The sequence below is a fragment of the Deinococcus wulumuqiensis R12 genome (genome assembly GCF_011067105.1).
GTDB classification, from domain to species: Bacteria; Deinococcota; Deinococci; order Deinococcales; family Deinococcaceae; genus Deinococcus; species Deinococcus wulumuqiensis.
This window is the reverse complement of the sequence record NZ_CP049357.1, coordinates 1,398,706-1,413,534: the sequence shown is the minus strand read 5'-3', so window position 1 is coordinate 1,413,534 and position 14,829 is coordinate 1,398,706. Positions and strand designations below refer to the sequence as shown.

13 protein-coding genes are annotated in these 14,829 nt (G+C 67.8%); 5 read left to right on the top strand and 8 right to left on the bottom strand.

Features of this window, described 5'->3' with window-relative positions; translation table 11 throughout:
- Positions 1-380 precede the first annotated feature (380 nt).
- From G6R31_RS06915 to G6R31_RS06905, 3 genes are all read left to right on the top strand, one after another.
- Positions 381-1,226 carry an SDR family oxidoreductase gene (locus G6R31_RS06915; protein ID WP_017871774.1) on the top strand — a complete coding sequence of 282 codons (846 nt, stop codon included), beginning with the start codon at positions 381-383 and terminating at the stop codon, positions 1,224-1,226.
- 58 nt (positions 1,227-1,284) lie between these two features.
- Entirely contained in the window at positions 1,285-2,088 is an 804-nt protein-coding gene (locus G6R31_RS06910) for a hypothetical protein (RefSeq protein ID WP_017871775.1), read from the top strand.
- 110 nt (positions 2,089-2,198) lie between these two features.
- Complete coding sequence (locus G6R31_RS06905; RefSeq protein ID WP_114671024.1) at positions 2,199-3,035, top strand: transposase; 837 nt, start codon at positions 2,199-2,201, stop codon at positions 3,033-3,035.
- A gap of 112 nt (positions 3,036-3,147) precedes the next feature.
- Here the strand turns inward: G6R31_RS06905 and dusA are convergent, their stop codons facing one another.
- The 8 genes from dusA to G6R31_RS06865 all read right to left on the bottom strand — a co-directional run bounded on the left by dusA (position 3,148) and on the right by G6R31_RS06865 (position 12,016).
- Complete coding sequence (gene dusA / locus G6R31_RS06900) at positions 3,148-4,104, bottom strand: tRNA dihydrouridine(20/20a) synthase DusA (protein ID WP_051056465.1); 957 nt, start codon at positions 4,102-4,104, stop codon at positions 3,148-3,150.
- Between the two features lie 129 nt (positions 4,105-4,233).
- The gene (locus tag G6R31_RS06895) at positions 4,234-4,470 is read right to left on the bottom strand and encodes a hypothetical protein (protein WP_017869594.1); all 237 of its coding nucleotides are present in this window, start codon (positions 4,468-4,470) and stop codon (positions 4,234-4,236) included.
- Positions 4,471-4,560: 90 nt separating this feature from the next.
- Positions 4,561-6,210, bottom strand: coding sequence for a DNA mismatch repair endonuclease MutL (gene mutL / locus G6R31_RS06890; protein ID WP_017869593.1), 1,650 nt, complete (start codon positions 6,208-6,210; stop codon positions 4,561-4,563).
- Positions 6,211-6,602: 392 nt separating this feature from the next.
- A complete protein-coding gene (locus tag G6R31_RS06885) occupies positions 6,603-6,971 on the bottom strand; it encodes a VOC family protein (RefSeq protein ID WP_017869592.1) in 369 nt (122 codons plus the stop codon).
- 12 nt (positions 6,972-6,983) lie between these two features.
- A complete protein-coding gene (locus tag G6R31_RS06880; RefSeq protein ID WP_017869591.1) occupies positions 6,984-8,144 on the bottom strand; it encodes a class I SAM-dependent rRNA methyltransferase in 1,161 nt (386 codons plus the stop codon).
- 159 nt (positions 8,145-8,303) lie between these two features.
- Complete coding sequence (locus G6R31_RS06875; RefSeq protein ID WP_017869590.1) at positions 8,304-9,035, bottom strand: hypothetical protein; 732 nt, start codon at positions 9,033-9,035, stop codon at positions 8,304-8,306.
- Positions 9,036-9,126: 91 nt separating this feature from the next.
- Complete coding sequence (locus tag G6R31_RS06870) at positions 9,127-10,878, bottom strand: long-chain-fatty-acid--CoA ligase (RefSeq protein ID WP_017869589.1); 1,752 nt, start codon at positions 10,876-10,878, stop codon at positions 9,127-9,129.
- 706 nt (positions 10,879-11,584) lie between these two features.
- Positions 11,585-12,016 (bottom strand): Hsp20/alpha crystallin family protein, encoded by a 432-nt coding sequence (locus tag G6R31_RS06865; protein WP_017869588.1) that lies wholly within the window; start codon positions 12,014-12,016, stop codon positions 11,585-11,587.
- A 91-nt stretch (positions 12,017-12,107) separates the two neighbouring features.
- Here G6R31_RS06865 and miaA point away from each other — a divergent pair, with 91 nt between their 5' ends.
- Positions 12,108-13,016 (top strand): tRNA (adenosine(37)-N6)-dimethylallyltransferase MiaA, encoded by a 909-nt coding sequence (gene miaA / locus G6R31_RS06860; RefSeq protein WP_017869587.1) that lies wholly within the window; start codon positions 12,108-12,110, stop codon positions 13,014-13,016.
- A 565-nt stretch (positions 13,017-13,581) separates the two neighbouring features.
- On the top strand, positions 13,582-14,823 hold the full coding sequence (gene glgC, locus G6R31_RS06855; protein ID WP_025567482.1) for a glucose-1-phosphate adenylyltransferase: 1,242 nt from the start codon (positions 13,582-13,584) through the stop codon (positions 14,821-14,823).
- Positions 14,824-14,829 lie beyond the last annotated feature (6 nt).

The window sequence follows — 14,829 nt, the reverse complement described above, 5'->3', positions numbered from 1 at the left end:
AATGGAGCGAAGGAGATGGCGGCGCTTTTCCGACATCTCCGAAGAAGAATTCCGTCCCGTATGAGCCGTGAACTCTGAGAGGCGGGCCTCCCCAAAGCTGTACGCGGCTTGGCCTGGGCCTCATGAAACCGTGACAAGTCTGTGACATCCGGCTGGGTACTCTGGTCTCACCGCGCAATTCAGAAACAGGCGGGCCGGGTGAAGTCCGCCGCGCCAGAAGGCCGGCTCTCTCGGGGGTCGGCCCTTCTTCTTGCTTCGGTGGGGCTTGTTCCCTTCGGTCATGCCTGCGTCCCTTTCACCCTGCTGCCCTGTTTCACCCTGCTGCCCTGTTTCCGGTCCAGGGTGCAGTCGTGCGGGCGTTCGCTGTTTATCGTGGAGCCATGAACACGCAGCAGACAGCAGACTCCCTGGCCGGGCGCCACATCCTCGTGACGGGCGCGACCGGGGGCATCGGGTTCGAGACGGCGCGGGGGCTGGCCCGGCGCGGGGCGCAGGTGGTCATCGTGGGCCGCGACCCACAGCGCACGGCGCGGGTGGCCGCCGAGGTGGGGGCCGCCGGGACCGTGCTGGCCGACCTGAGCGAACTCGCGCAGGTGGAGCGGGCCGCCGCCGAGTACCGCGAACGCTTCGGCGAACTCGACGTGCTGGTCAACAACGCCGGGGCGCTGCACCGCCAGCGGGAAGAAAGCCGCGAAGGCATCGAGCTGACCTGGGCACTCAACCATCTCGCGCCGTTTCTGCTGACCCGTGAGCTGCTGCCCCTGCTGCGCCAGAGTGCCGAGCGGCGCGGCGAACTGGCGCGGGTGGTCACGGTGGCGTCGGCGGCGCACGTGATCGGGCGCATTCGCTTTGCCGACCCCGAGTTTCGCCGGGGCTACGCGGCCTGGCCCGCCTACGCGCAGAGCAAGCTCGCCAATATCCTCTTTGCGCGGGAACTGGCGCGGCGGGAACCCGAACTGCTCAGCGTCTCGCTGCACCCCGGCATGGTCGCCAGCGGCTTCGGCAAAAACGGCGGCGGGCGCTTCGCCCAGGCGTACGGCCTGCTCGACCGCTTCTCGCTGACCCCGGAGCAGGGCGCACAGACCAGCCTGTACGCGGTGACGGCCCCGGTGGACACGGGCGGCTACTACGCCGACTCGCGCCGGGCCACGCCCGCGCCCCAGGCCCTCGACGACGGCGCGGCGGCGCGGTTGTGGGCGCTGAGCGAGCGGTCTCTGGAGCGCTGAGCCGCCCGGTCTCACGACTCAAAGTTCCCCCTCATGCGCGGCGCCTAAGATGCGGCGTATGGCCCACGCTTTCCCCAAGACCCTTGCGGCGTTGCTCGCCGCTTCCCTGCTTCCCGGTGCCCTGGCCCAGACAGCGGCTCCTGCGCCGGCCCCGGCCAAGGCGTCGCCTGCCCCTGTTGCCGCCGTTTCACCCGTCACCGACCGCACGGTGAGCGGCGTGGCGATTGCGGTCAGCCGCGCCGTCGGCGGTCAGCTCGTGTCGTGCCCGAGCAAGCTCAAGGTCAGCCGCCAGGCCGTGTGCCTCTACACCAAGCGGGCGCCGGCTCAGGCCCGCACCCAGATTCGTACCGCGCTGGGGTCGCAGGCCCTGGGCGACTGGAAGCTGAGTGGTCCGGCGGCAAATCCGCAGTCGGGCAGCCTGCTGGTCAAGGACACGGCGGGCAAGGCGGGCGCCTACGTGCTCAGCGCCCCCCTCGGCGCCGCCGAAACCCTGCTGGTGGTGGACGCCGTGAGTGCGCCCGCAGTCAGCAAACCCGCCGCGCCCGCTGGCGTGGTGAGGGGCCAGCCCTACCTGCTGGGCAAGGACCTCGTCGGCGTGGTCAACGTGGTCGGCCTGGGCGGTGGCAAGTTCCGCATGAACGTGGCGGGTCAGACGCCCCTGACCGTGACCGCCGGGCAAAAGACCGCGCAGCGCGGCACGGGCAACGTGGACCTGCCCCTGGCCCCCGCCACCGACGGCAAGAACCTGATTTTCCCGCTCTCCGGCCTGCGGGCGCTGGGCTGCACCGTGTCCGACGCGCCCAAAGGCGTGACGGTGGACTGCGGCGGCGACAGCGTGGGCGTGCTGCCCATCGTGTTCTGACGCCGGACGCAAAACGAAAAAGCAAAGCCCCGCCGACCCTGGCGGGGTTTTTTATACGGATTCACCTCGGGTGCGGCGCAAGAAGGGGCGAAAAAAGCGAAGCTGGGGTTATGCGAACCAGCCAGCTTCTGGAATATTTTAGCCTGCCCGACCTCTTCACACTGGCCTACGTCCTTGTCGACGACCATCTCCAACTGCTCAGCGCTATGGGAAGCTACCAGCTTCCCATGGCCCGCAACCGTCAGGCCACTCCTTCTGAACTGATCACTATCGCCCTCGTGGGCGACCTTCTTGGTCAGAAGAACAGCGAGACCTGGTTCGCCCTCGTTCGTCAGCTTTACGCCGACCTCTTCCCACACCTCCCCGAACGCAGTCGCTACCACCGCCATTTACTCGCAGCCAGGCATCTCATCGCATCTTTCGGGCTGTCCCTCAGCCCGAAAGATGCAGACATCCTCATTATCGACAGTAAACCCCTCCCCATTGCTCAGGGTGCCCGAATGAAGCGGCCCAGACAGCAGTCAGAAGCAAAAATAGGCCCAGGGAGTATGGGCTGGGTGATGGGCTACAAGCTTCACGGCGTCGTCGACACGCAGGGCTACTTCACGAAGTTTGCCATTGTCGCTGCCAACGAATCCGAGCAGGGCGTGGCCCGTGAGCTGCTCTCTGAATACGAACGCAGCCGCACGCTTGGGGACAAAGGCTACGTCGGGAGTGGCGTGTACGCCAAGTCACGGGAGAACGCGAAGACACCGGTGGCATGGCCACCGGTGCTGGGGAAACTAAGAAAGCGCATAGAATCGGTCTTTTCCAGGTTAGCGAGATGCTGCTCTCTGGGTGAGGTGCAGCTGAATTCCTTCCAGGCCGTCGTAGCCCGCACGTGCCGTGCGGTTGCGGCCCACAACCTGATGCTGCACCTAGAGCGCTACGTGCGTTCAGCAGCTTAGATTCCGCCGCACCCGAGGTGAATCCGTATTTTTTCCTACTCGCATCCGCTCTGCTGCGCAGCTTTGCAAGTCGGATTGAATCTGGTAGTTTCAGATTCAATCGGAATCCGTATTAGGCTCTGGCGTCCAGTACGTCCTCGGGCACCCCGGCCAGGGCCGCCCGCACCACGTCCAACCCCGCGCCCGGTTTGTGGCCCTGCTCGCTCAGTGTCCGTTTCCAGTGCCGCGCGCCCGGTTGCCCGGCGAACAGGCCCAGGGCATGCTTCATCATGCGGTTCAGCGGCTGCCCGGCTTCCAACTGCGCGGCCACGTAGGGCAGATAGGCTTCGATGGCCTCGCGGCGGCTGACCGTCCGGGCGTCCTCCCCGAAGATGTCCCGGTCGGCGGCGGCGAGCAGGTACGGCTCCTGGTAGGCGGCGCGGCCCACCATCACGCCGTCGGCCCAGGTCAGGGCCTCCTGAGCTTCGGCCAGCGAGCGCACGCCCCCGTTGAGCACGATGGTCAGGTGCGGAAAGTCCCGCTTGAGCTGCCCCACCACCTCGTAACGCAGCGGCGGAATCTCGCGGTTTTCCTTGGGTGAGAGGCCCGAGAGCCACGCTTTGCGGGCGTGGACGATGAACTGCTCGCACCCCGCCGCCGCCACCGTCCGCACGAAGCCCGTCAGGTGCTCATAGCTGTCGAGGTCGTCAATCCCGATGCGGTGCTTGACGGTGACCGGCAGCCGGGTCGCGCCCCGCATGGCCTCCACCGCCCGCGCCACCACGTCGGGGGTGCCCATTAGACACGCGCCGAACGAGCCGCTGCTCACCCGGTCGGACGGGCAACCGCAGTTGAGGTTGACCTCGTCGTAGCCCCAGTCCTCGGCCAGCCGGGAGCACTCGGCCAGCGCCGCCGCGTCGCTGCCGCCGAGTTGCAGGGCGACGGGGTGTTCGGCGGGGCTGAAGTCGAGGTGCCTGGCCCGGTCCCCGTGCAGCACGGCGCCCGTCGTGACCATTTCGGTGTACAGCAGCGTCCGGCGGGTCAGCGTGCGGTGAAACATGCGGCAGTGCCGGTCCGTCCAGTCCATCATCGGGGCCACGGATAGGGTATGCGGGGGGCGGGGCGCGGCGGTCACAGCCGGTCAGTGTAGGGCAAAGCGGGGCAGCAAAACAGCACGCCGGTCCCGAAATGGGTCAGCGTGCCGCAGGTGGAGAAACGCTCAGACGAGCTTGTCGTCTTCGGGGGTCGTGCCGAAGCTGGTGCCGGTCTGGTGCATGCCCCGGTCGTCGCCGGTCACGGTGGGCACCGCGCCGGGCGAGGTCGTGTCGGTGGAGGGGCGGCCCACCGGGGTTTCGGTTTCGCCGCTGGGAGACTCGTCGTAGTAGCCGGCGCGCTCGCTCATCTCGTTGCCTATGTCGCTAGGAAGGCCGCCTTGTTCGTTCTTGGGATCAGTCATGGGGCTGTTCATAGCGTCTGCGGCGTGTCAGGCGGGTGAAGCCCAGTTTGGGCAAAGGTTGACTCTCCTGCGCCGAGCGGTGTTCTCCCCTCAAGCCACGCTGTCCCGCCCCCGCGCCACGTCGCGCACGCCGCGCCGTCCGAAGGCGTGGGCGAGGTCGCGCTCGGACAGCCGCAGCACGGTGGGCCGCCCGTGCGGACAGGCCCAGGGCTGCTCGCACTCGCGCAGCGCGGCCAGGACGAGGGCGCCGCGCTCGGGGTCGAGCATCCCGGCCTTGAGCGCAGGCAGGCACGCCAGCCGCGCCAGCACCTCGCGCCGGGGGTCGGGGCCACCGGAAAGGGCCGTGTCGACCACCAGTTCGTGCAGCCGGGGCACCGGCAGGGCCGCCAGCGCCGCCGGAAGCGTTCTGAGCCGTGCCAGCCCCGGCCCGAAGTTCTCGATGGTCAGGCCCCAGCCGCGCAGTTCGGCGCCGCGCTCGTGCAACTGGGCGGTCTGTTCGGGGGTCAGGTGCAGCAGTTCGGGCGCAGGCAATTCCAGCGGGGCCGCTTCCCCGAGTTCGCGGCTCAGCCGCTCGTAGAGGGTCCGTTCGTGGGCGGCGTGGGCGTCCACCACCCACAGGTCGCCTTCCCCCTGAGCCAGCAGGTACAGTTCCTGATACACGCCGAGCAGCGTCAGGTCGGGAAAGTGGCCCGCTGTGGGCGTCGGCAGCGGCTCGGGGGGCGCGATGAGGGCCGGGGCCGCCCGCACCAGCGGATGCCCGGCAAGCGCCTGCGCCACCGCCGCCCGCACCCGCGCCGCCACGTCCGGCAGGTCGGCCAGCGCGACCACCTGTTTGGCCGGGTGGATATTGGGGTCGTGGTCTTCCGGCGCCACCGTCAGGTCGAGCACACACAGCGGCGCGGTTCCTGCGGGCAGCAGTTCGGCGTAGGCGTCGATGACGGCGCGTTCGAGTTCCGGCGGCGCCGTGACAGGCCGCCCGTTGACCGCGAAGTGCATCCGGTCCCGCCGCGCCCGCGTGAGTTCGGGCCGCGAGACGACCCCGCGCACAGTTCCCGTATCCAGCGTCAGCACCCGGTTGGCACTCAGCGGGCCGTAGACCGTCGCCACCGCGCCCCGGTGGTCGGCGGGGGCGTGGGTCAGCCGGGGGTCGCTGTCCACCGTCAGCCGCCAGTGCAGGCCGGGGTGGTGCAGCACGTAGCGCCCGAGAAGCGCGGTGATGTCGCGCACCTCGGCCCCCGCGCTCGCCTGCGTTCGCAACCGGGCCGGCAGGTGGGCAAAGAGCCGCGACACGGTGACGGTCGTTCCCGCCGGGGCCGACGTGCGGCTGACCTGCACCTCGTCGCCCTGGGCGTAGAGCCGCGCCGCCCCCACCTGCGCCGCCGGGCGGGTCATCAGTTCGAGCGTTCCCGCCTGCGCCGCCGCCCACAGCGCCTCACCCCGGAAACCGAGGGTGGTCACCTCCAGGCCGCCCGCGCCGACAGGTTCGGCTGCCGTCAGCTTGCTCGTCGCGTGACGGGCAGGGGCCAGGGGCACCGACTCCGCCGGGATGCCGCACCCGTTGTCACGCACCTGAACACGTTCCAGGCCGCCGCCGTCCACCTCGATGTCGATGCGGCTCGCCCCGGCGTCCAGCGCGTTTTCCACCAGCTCGCGCACCACATCCAGGGGCCGTGACACCACTTCCCCCGCAGCAATCAGGCGGGCGACGTGGGGGGGGAGAATGTGAATGGGGCTGGGCATTCTGTTCTGAGCATATCAGGGGGGTAGGGGAGGGAAATGGGAGTTTGGCCGCTTGCAGGTGGTTGAGAGGCGTGGTGGCTTGGGCTTTAGCTTTTGGCCCCAACCCCCGGCCCCTATGCCCACAGGGGACAGGGGAGTTGACGTTGGCACTGGGCAAATGGTGGTGATGGCGCTTGGCGGGCGGTGTTTCGCCGTTGGGTGGGTTGGTCTGGACGCTCGTGAGTTCTACGTACGCGAGGCCCGTGCGCTTTCAGCGCCCGACGGCCCTGGCGTTCTGCGTTGCACAATTTTTCGTGGGATAGCGCAGAGAGAGGCTTGAAGCCGAAGCATTTTCTGACCCTCTACCAGGGGGAGAAGGCCTGCCAAAGGCAGGGGTGAGGGGTCCCTTTCTTTCAAATACTCTCATCCCCTTCGAGCAACTCCACCTGCCGCCCGTCGGGGTCGAGCACGAAGGCCATGTCGCGCCCGCCGGGGCTGGGTTGCAGGTCGCGGGTTACGGTGACGCCCGCTGCCTTCAGTAGGGGGAGCAGGTCACGCAGCCCGCGCACATGCAGCGCGACGTGTTCGGCCCAGTGGGGGTGTGGCGCAGGCGCTTCGCCCTGCACCTGAAAGAACTGCAAGCGGCCCTCGCCCAGCCGCACCACGCCCCGGCGGTGGCCTTCGTGGGTGGTCAGGTCTTTTTCGACGATGCCGCCCAGCTGGGTGTAGAAGGCCAGGACCGCGCCGAGGTCACGGGTCAGAAAGGAAACGTGCTTGAGCATCTGTGCCCCCCTTCAGCCCTGTTTGCGCAGCAGAATGCTCTTGAGGTACAGGCTTTCGGGCACGCTCAGCAGGTGGGGGTGGTCGGCGGGCTGGTAGGTGATGTCCACCACCTCGGCGTCGCACTCCGCCGCGCCCGCCGCCACCCGCGCCGCGTCGAGCAGGTCGTCCACCCGGATGTAATGGGCGCAGGTGCTGACCAGCACGTGTCCGCCGGGGGTCAGCATCCGCAGCAGCGCGGCGGTGCCGTCGGTGAAAATCCGCTTGGCACGGGGCACGTCGTCACGGCGCTTGGCGAGGGTGGGTGGGTCGAAGACGGCGGCGTGGAAGGACTTCTTTTCCTTTTCCAGCGCGGCGAGTTGCTCGATGGCGTCGCCCCAGCGCAGGTTCACGCCCACGCCGTTTTCGCGGGCCTCGCGCTCCAGCACCCCCAGCGCCACGCTGTCCTTGTCGATGGCGGTGCTCTGCGCTCCTGCCTTCGCCGCGTGCAGCGAAAAGCCCCCGGTGTAGGAGTACACGTCGAGAAACGGCTGCCCCGGCCCGACCAGCCGCGCCATCATGCGGCGGTTGTCGCGCTGGTCGAGGAAAAAGCCGGTCTTCTGCGCGTCGAGCGGCGCGAAGTGCAGCCGCAGGTCGTCCTCATAGAACTCCACCCGCTCCGGCAGCTCACCCCACAGCGGGCCGCTCACGAGGTCCAGCCCTTCCTTGCGCCGCTCGCCCGTGTCGCTGCGCTCGAAGGCGGAGGTCGCCCCGGTTTCCTCGCGCAGCGCCCGCAGAATCAGGTCGCGGTGCTTTTCCACGCCCGCGTTTCGCAGCTGCACGCTCAGCACGTCACCGAAGCGGTCGGCCACCACGCCCGGCAGCCCGTCGGCCTCGGCGTGCAGCACCCGCAGGGCGTTCGTGCCGGTGATGCGGCCTTCGCGCCGGGCCAGCGCCGCCCGCACCCGCTCGCGGTAGAAGTTCAGGTCGATGTCCCGCGCTTCCCAGGTCAGCATCCGCAGCGGGGTGGCACCTTCCGGGTTGAAGTACCCGCGCCCGACCAGTTTTCCGCCCTCGTCGCGCACGTCCACCACGTCACCCGGCCCTATACCGGCGTCGGCACGGGCGATGTCGCCCGAGTGTCCGAACGGGTAGCGCCCGGCGATGCGGCGCACGGCGGCGTCTTTGAGGGTCACGGCGGGGCCGCGCGAGGTGCGGCTGGCTTTGGCGGGAACAGACGGGCGACTCACGCCCTGGAGGGTAGCAGGGGAGAGGGGCGCAAAAGGAAAGGAGGGAGCCGCCCGCAAAAGGAAAGGAGGGAGCCGCCCGCGCCGCCCCCTCTTACAACTTCAGCCTTACCAGCCCAGCTTGCCGCCCTTCTGAAACTGCGCCAGCTTCTCGGGGGTCCACAGTTCGTACGTGTACATCGGGTACTGGCGCTTGAAGCGGCCCACCCGGTCCCAGACCTCGCGCGACTCGTGCGGCACGACCAGAATCAGTCGGATGACGCTGCCTTCGGGGTCGTAGATGTAGAAGTCGAAGTGAAAGCTCTGCTCGTGGCCCTTGTCGGTAAACAGGGGAAAGGCGAAGGGCCGGAAGCGCCAGGGCTTGTGCCGCTCGGCCAGCACGCGGGCGGCCACCCGGCGCAGGTTGCTCTCCGGGAACGAGACCTTTTCGCCGTCGAGGTCACGAAACACCGTCTCGGGCGCCGGGGCGTCGAGCTGCACGCGCTTGAGTTCGGGCAGGGCTTTCTTGGCGCCGAGTTTGGGCGGGGCCTTGCGCGGGCCGCCGCTGGTGAAGCGGAAGTCCGACCCGCGCAGGCCGATCTTGCCCTGGCCACCGCTGCTGCTTTGGCTGCCGCTGCGGGCAGGCCGGGACGCCGCCTTGTTCTCGCCGGGCTTGAAGCCGGGGTCGCGCTGCACCCGGCCCTCGCTGCGGGCCTGACGGTCTTCGGGGGTTTCGCGCACCGGGCGCACGCTGTCACGGCTCTCGCCGCCGCGTCCCACCGGCACGTTGCGGCGGCTTTGCTGGTTGCGGCCCTTGGAGCCTTTGATAGGGCCGGCGCCGCGTTTGGGGGGTCTGGTCATGTGGGGCAGGATACGGCAGGAGCGGGCCGGTCAAGGGGAGAAACGGAAAATCCCCCAGCCGCAGCCGGGGGACACGGAGAAGGGTAAAGGCTCAGGCCGACTTGTCCGCCTTTTCCTTTTCCAGCCGCTCGCGGGCTTCGGCGGCCAGCTGGCGGCGCAGGGTCTTGCCGACCGCCGTCTTGGGCAGTTCGTCGCGGAATTCCACGCTGCGCGGCGCCTTGTAGGGGCTGAGCAGCTGGCGGCAGTGCGCGATGATTTCCTTCTCGGTGGCCTGCATGCCGGGCTTGAGGGCGACCACGGCGTGCACGCTCTCGCCCCGGTAGGCGTCAGGCACGCCCACGGCGGCGGCTTCCAGCACGGCGGGGTGCGCGGTCAGCGCCTCCTCCACCTCGCGGGGGTAGATGTTGTGGCCGCCCGCGATAATCAGCTCCTTCTTGCGGTCCACGATGCGGAAAAAGCCCTGCTCGTCCATCGTCGCCATGTCGCCGGTCAGCAGCCAGGTCTTGCCCGCGTACTCGCGCAGCACCTTGGCGGTTTCCTCGGGCATGTTCCAGTAGCCCTTCATGACCATCGGTCCGGCGACCCACAGCTCACCGACTTCGCCGGTGGGCACCGGCTGCCCCGCGTCGTCCATGACCAGCGCGTCCACGCCCGGCAGCGGCAGGCCGATGGAGCCGTCTTTCTGCTCGCCGGTGATCGGGTTGACGTGCGTGACCGGGCTGCTTTCGGTCAGGCCGTAGCCCTCCACCAGATTGGCCCCGTGGGTGATCTCGCGGAAGGCGCGGGCCGTTTCCTGCATCAGGGGGGCCGAGCCGCTGATGCACGCCCGGATGGTGGTCAGGTCGTGCGCGGCGGTGTCGGGGTGGTTGTTGATGGCGTTGTACAGGGTGGGTACGCCGGGAAGCAAGGTGGCGCGGGTGCGCGAAATCTCGCCCAGCACCATCTTGATGTCGCGGGCGTTGGGCACCAGCACGATGGTCGCGCCAATCAGCACACTCATATTCATGGCGGTGGTCATGCCGTACACGTGGAAAAACGGAATCGCCGCCAGCGTGATCTCGCGCCCTTCCTGAAGGCCGACCATCCAGGCGCGGCTCTGCTCGGCGTTGGCGACGAGGTTGCGCTGGGTCAACATCGCGCCTTTGGGCACGCCGGTGGTGCCGCCGGTGTACTGCAGCAGCGCCACGTCGTCCGCCCCGACCGTCACCGGGACCGGGTCGGCGTCTTGCAGCTTCAGCACGAAGCGCAGCGGCACGGCCTTGGGGTCGCGCTTGAAGCTGTCGCTCGCCAGCGTGCCCTCGCGCATGGCCTTGATGGGGTAGAGCAGGTTTTTGGGAAAGGGAAGCTCATCCTGAATACGGGTCACGAAGACGCGCTTGACCGGCACCCTGTCCGCAATTTCGGCGTAGCGGGGGTACATGCTGTCCAGAATGACCAGGGTTTCGCTGCCCGAATCGATGAGCTGGTGCTCCAGTTCGCTGGGCGTATAAAGCGGGCTGGTGTTGGCGACGACGCCCCCGGCCAGCAGCGTGCCGTAAAAGGAAACCACGAACTGCGGGCAGTTGGGCAGCATGATCGCCACCCGGTCACCGGGCTTCACGCCCGAGCGTTGCAGCGCCCTGGCGAAGCGCTTGACCCGCTTGACCAGCTCCTTGTACGACGTGTTCTGTCCCAGAAAATGCAGCGCCGTGCGCTGGGGAAACCGGTTGGCCGTGTCTTCGAGCAGCTGAAAGAGGGTGCGGCCACTGGGCGTGAAGTCGTGCGGCACGCCCGCCTCGTACGAGGCGAGCCAGGGCTTGGACAGGGGGGTGGGCAGGGCGGAAGAGGCAGAGGACGCGGTCATGACAACACTCCTGAAAGAAAAGGGCGGGGCGAAAGCTGCTTCCAGCGGCGACAGTCGTGCGCGAAGCCGTCTGGCGTGCTGGGGCAGCAGCGCAACAGTCGGGCAGGGGGACCAATGTTCTTGAACCCAGTATAAACCTGCTCTGGCTCTGCGGACCTCCCCGGCGGTGTCACTTCCTTCGTGGCCGGAAGGCGGTTCCCTGTGTCCGGCCCCTTGGGGGGCTCTTTTTGCGGCCTCCTTGGCAGCGGCTCTGGCAGCAGCCTCGTCTGGGCCCGGTGCGGATGCCGCTCCGTTTCAGCCCGGTCGGCCAACACGGTCGGCCACTACCGCCGCAACCCACTACAGCCGCAGCCCACTACAGCCGCAACGCCGCCTGCGCTCGTCCGTCCTGACGGCGCGACCGCAAGCGGCTCCTGGGTCGCTGGGCGGTTCCATACCGCGAGGGTCCGCAAATTTTCTTCCTCGGCCTCGCCGCTTTGCAAGTCCTTCCCGTCGGCGTCCGGCCTTCCTGCTGCGGGCCTTGATCGGCACCCGTCTCATACGGATTCCGCTTCATTCCTGCACAGTCGGGCCTATACAGTTGGGAAGGCGCCGCCTGTGCATCCATATCGCGGAATCCGTATTTTTTCCTACTCGCATCCGCTCTGCTGCGCAGCTTTGCAAGTCGGATTGAATCTGAAACTACTAGATTCAATCGGAATCCGTATCAGCCGTTGCCGGGTGCCGGGTGAGCGGTCACGTCGATGGTGGGGTGCAGTTTCTCGAAGCGCACTGTCAGGACGCCGCCCACCAGAGTCGCGTCGCCCGACTCGGGGCGCACCGGCTCGGGAAAAGACAGCAAGCGGCTGAAGCGGCCACTGGGACGTTCGCGGCTGAGCAGGGGGCGGCCTTCCCCGGCGGCGTCCTGCCGCTCGCCGCTGACGGTGAGTTGCCCGCCGTCCTCTTCGAGCGCGAGGCTCGCCGGGTCCACGCCGGGCACGTCCAGCAGCAGTTCGAGGTGGGTGCCGGCGTCGCGCCAGTCGGCGGCGGGGGTCCAGGGGCCGCCGTGCGCCAGGGTTTCGACTTCCTCGCGCAGCGTCATCAGGTGTTGCAGCCTCGCCAGGACGGGTTTGCCTGCTTCGTTGTTGCTCTGCGACATGGTCGGAGGGTAGCAGCTTCGCCGCCCGCGCCGCGCCCGGACGCGCCCGGACGCGCCCGGTGCCCAGGCCTGCCCTACACTGTCCGGCGCCATGTCTGCCCCGGTGATTCCCATGCTGACCGCCCCCACCGCTGCGGGCAAAACGGCGCTCGCGCTGCGGCTGGCGCAGGAGGCCGGACTGGAAATCGTCGCCGCCGACGCCTTGACCGTCTACCGGGGGCTGGACATCGGCACCGCCAAGCCCACCCCGGAGGAGCGGGCGAGCGCGGCGCACCACCTGATCGACGTGGTGGACGTGACGCAGAGCTATGACGTGGCGCAGTACGTCGCGCAGGCCGAGGCCGCCGTCTCGGACATCCTGGCGCGGGGCCGCTTGCCTCTGGTGGTGGGGGGCACCGGGTTTTACCTCAGTGCGCTGATGCGGGGGCTGCCGCTCACGCCGCCGAGCGACCCGCAGGCCCGCGCTGGCCTGGAAGCCGAGTTGCGTGAGCGCGGGCTGGACGCGCTGCTGGCCGACATCGAGCGCGTCAGCCCTGCCGAGGCCGCCCGCATGGAGCGCAACCCCCGCCGGGTGGTCCGGGCGCTGGAGGTCTGGCGGGCCACCGGGCGCTTTCCCGGCGAGTTCGGCCATTCGCCGCCCGCCTTTCGCTACGAGGTCTTCGCCTTCTCGCCCCCTGCCGACGAACTGGAAGGGCGGGTGCAGCGCCGCACCGAGGCCATGCTGCGCGGGGGCTGGCCGCAGGAGGCGCAGTGGCTCGCCGGGCAGGTGCCGCCCGAGCAGACGCCGCGCCCGACGGTGTGGCAGGCGCTGGGCTACGCCGAGGCGCTGGCGGTGGCACGGGGCCACCTGAGCCGGGCGGACGCGCAGGCGGCCATTGCCCTGGCGACCCGGCAGTACGGCAAGCGGCAGCTCACCTGGATGCGCCGCCAACTCGGGGCCGAGGTGCAGGCGCCGGAGGAAGCGGAGCAGAACTTGCGGGCCTTTTTAGGCCTCACCTGAGACCGCACGGGTCTTTTGCAATGGTTCGGACAGTTTTGAGAACCTGGCTTCTGATACGGATTCCGATTGAATCCAGCAGATTTCTGGATTCAATCCGACTGAAAGGAGTAGGAAAAGATACGGATTTCGCGATATGGATGCACAGGCGGTGTAGTTCCGACTGTGCAGGAATTTAGCGGAATCCGTATGACTTGCGATGAATGCGGCGTTTTTAGCTCCTCCCCCCTTGCGGGGGAGGCTGGGAGGGGGGTGAGGCAAACGGCGTCCCAGACAACTAAATCCCAATTTCTTCAGCCGAAAATGATGAATCTGTCCGAATCATTGCTTTTGACCGGTCTTGCGAAAAAATTGAGACTTGACTGGTGGCAAAAGTGAAGAACGGCTCTGGGAGGCCAAAAAACGCTGTGGCCCCGGCGCCGCCCGCCTAAAGTTGTCGCCTTGCTCCTGCTGTCGCCCTGCAGGTCCGGAGCTAGAGTGATGTCGACAGATTGGCTGCAGGTGTTCTCTGTGGAGGGGTCCGGCAACCCTCGCTCTTTCTTTTGCCGTCTTCTTTTTGGGGGAAACCATGAAACCACGTATTCTCGGCATGATTCTCGCTGGCGGTCAGGGGTCGCGTCTGGCCCCGCTGACCCAGAAGCGTTCCAAGCCCGCCGTGCCGTTCGGCAGCAAGTACCGCATCATCGACTTCGCCATCAACAACTTCATCAACTCGGGCATGTTCTCGGTCTACGTGCTGACCCAGTACAAGGCGCAGAGCCTCACCGAGCACATCCAGCGCGGCTGGCGCTTCGGCACGTTCCTGAGCGACTACTTCATCACGCTCGTTCCGGCGCAGATGTACCGCTTTGAAGAACTCGGCAACGCGTGGTACCGGGGCACCGCCGACGCCGTGTACCAGAACATGCACCTCATCGAGAACTACGAAGCCGACTACGTGGCGATTTTTTCCGGTGACCACATCTACAAGATGAACGTGGAGCACATGCTGGGAAAACACATCGAGGCGCGGGCCGATATCACCATCGCCGCTTACCCGATGCCCCGCGCTCAGGCGCACCAGTTCGGCGTGATGCAGGTGGACGAACGCTGGCGCGTGACCGAGTTCCACGAGAAGGTGCCCGACCCGCCCGCCATTCCCGGTGACCCCGACACCAGCCTGACCAGCATGGGCAACTACATCTTCAGCCGCCGGGCGCTTGAAGAACTGCTCGAGGCCAGCATCAGCGGGCAGGAAACCGGCTACGACTTCGGCCACAACGTGATTCCCCGCGCCCTGTCCGACGGTTACCACGTGCAGGCCTACGACTTTCACAAAAACCCGATTCCCGGTCAGGACCGCCCCAACACCTACTGGCGCGACGTGGGCACGCTCGACGCCTATTTCGAGGCCAACATGGACCTGGTGTCGGTCAACCCCGAGTTCGACATCTACAACCCCGAGTGGCCGCTGCGCACCAGCAGCGAGTTCTCGCCGCCCGCCAAATTCGTCCACGAGTCCGAGGGGCGCAAGGGGCAGGCGTTCAACTCCATCATGGCCGGGGGCACCATCATCAGCGGCGGCACCGTGCGCGACAGCGTGCTCGGGCGCGGCGTCCGCACCCACTCCTACTCGCTGGTCGAGAGCTGCGTGCTGTTCGACGAGGTGCAGGTGGGCCGGCACTCGCACCTGCACCGGGTCATCGTGGACAAGGACGTGGTGATTCCGCCCGGCACCACCATCGGCCTGAACCCCGACCAGGACGCCGAACGCGGCTTTACCGTGACCGAAAGCGGCGTGGTCGTGGTGCCCAAGGGCTACGTGTTCTGAGTGTAG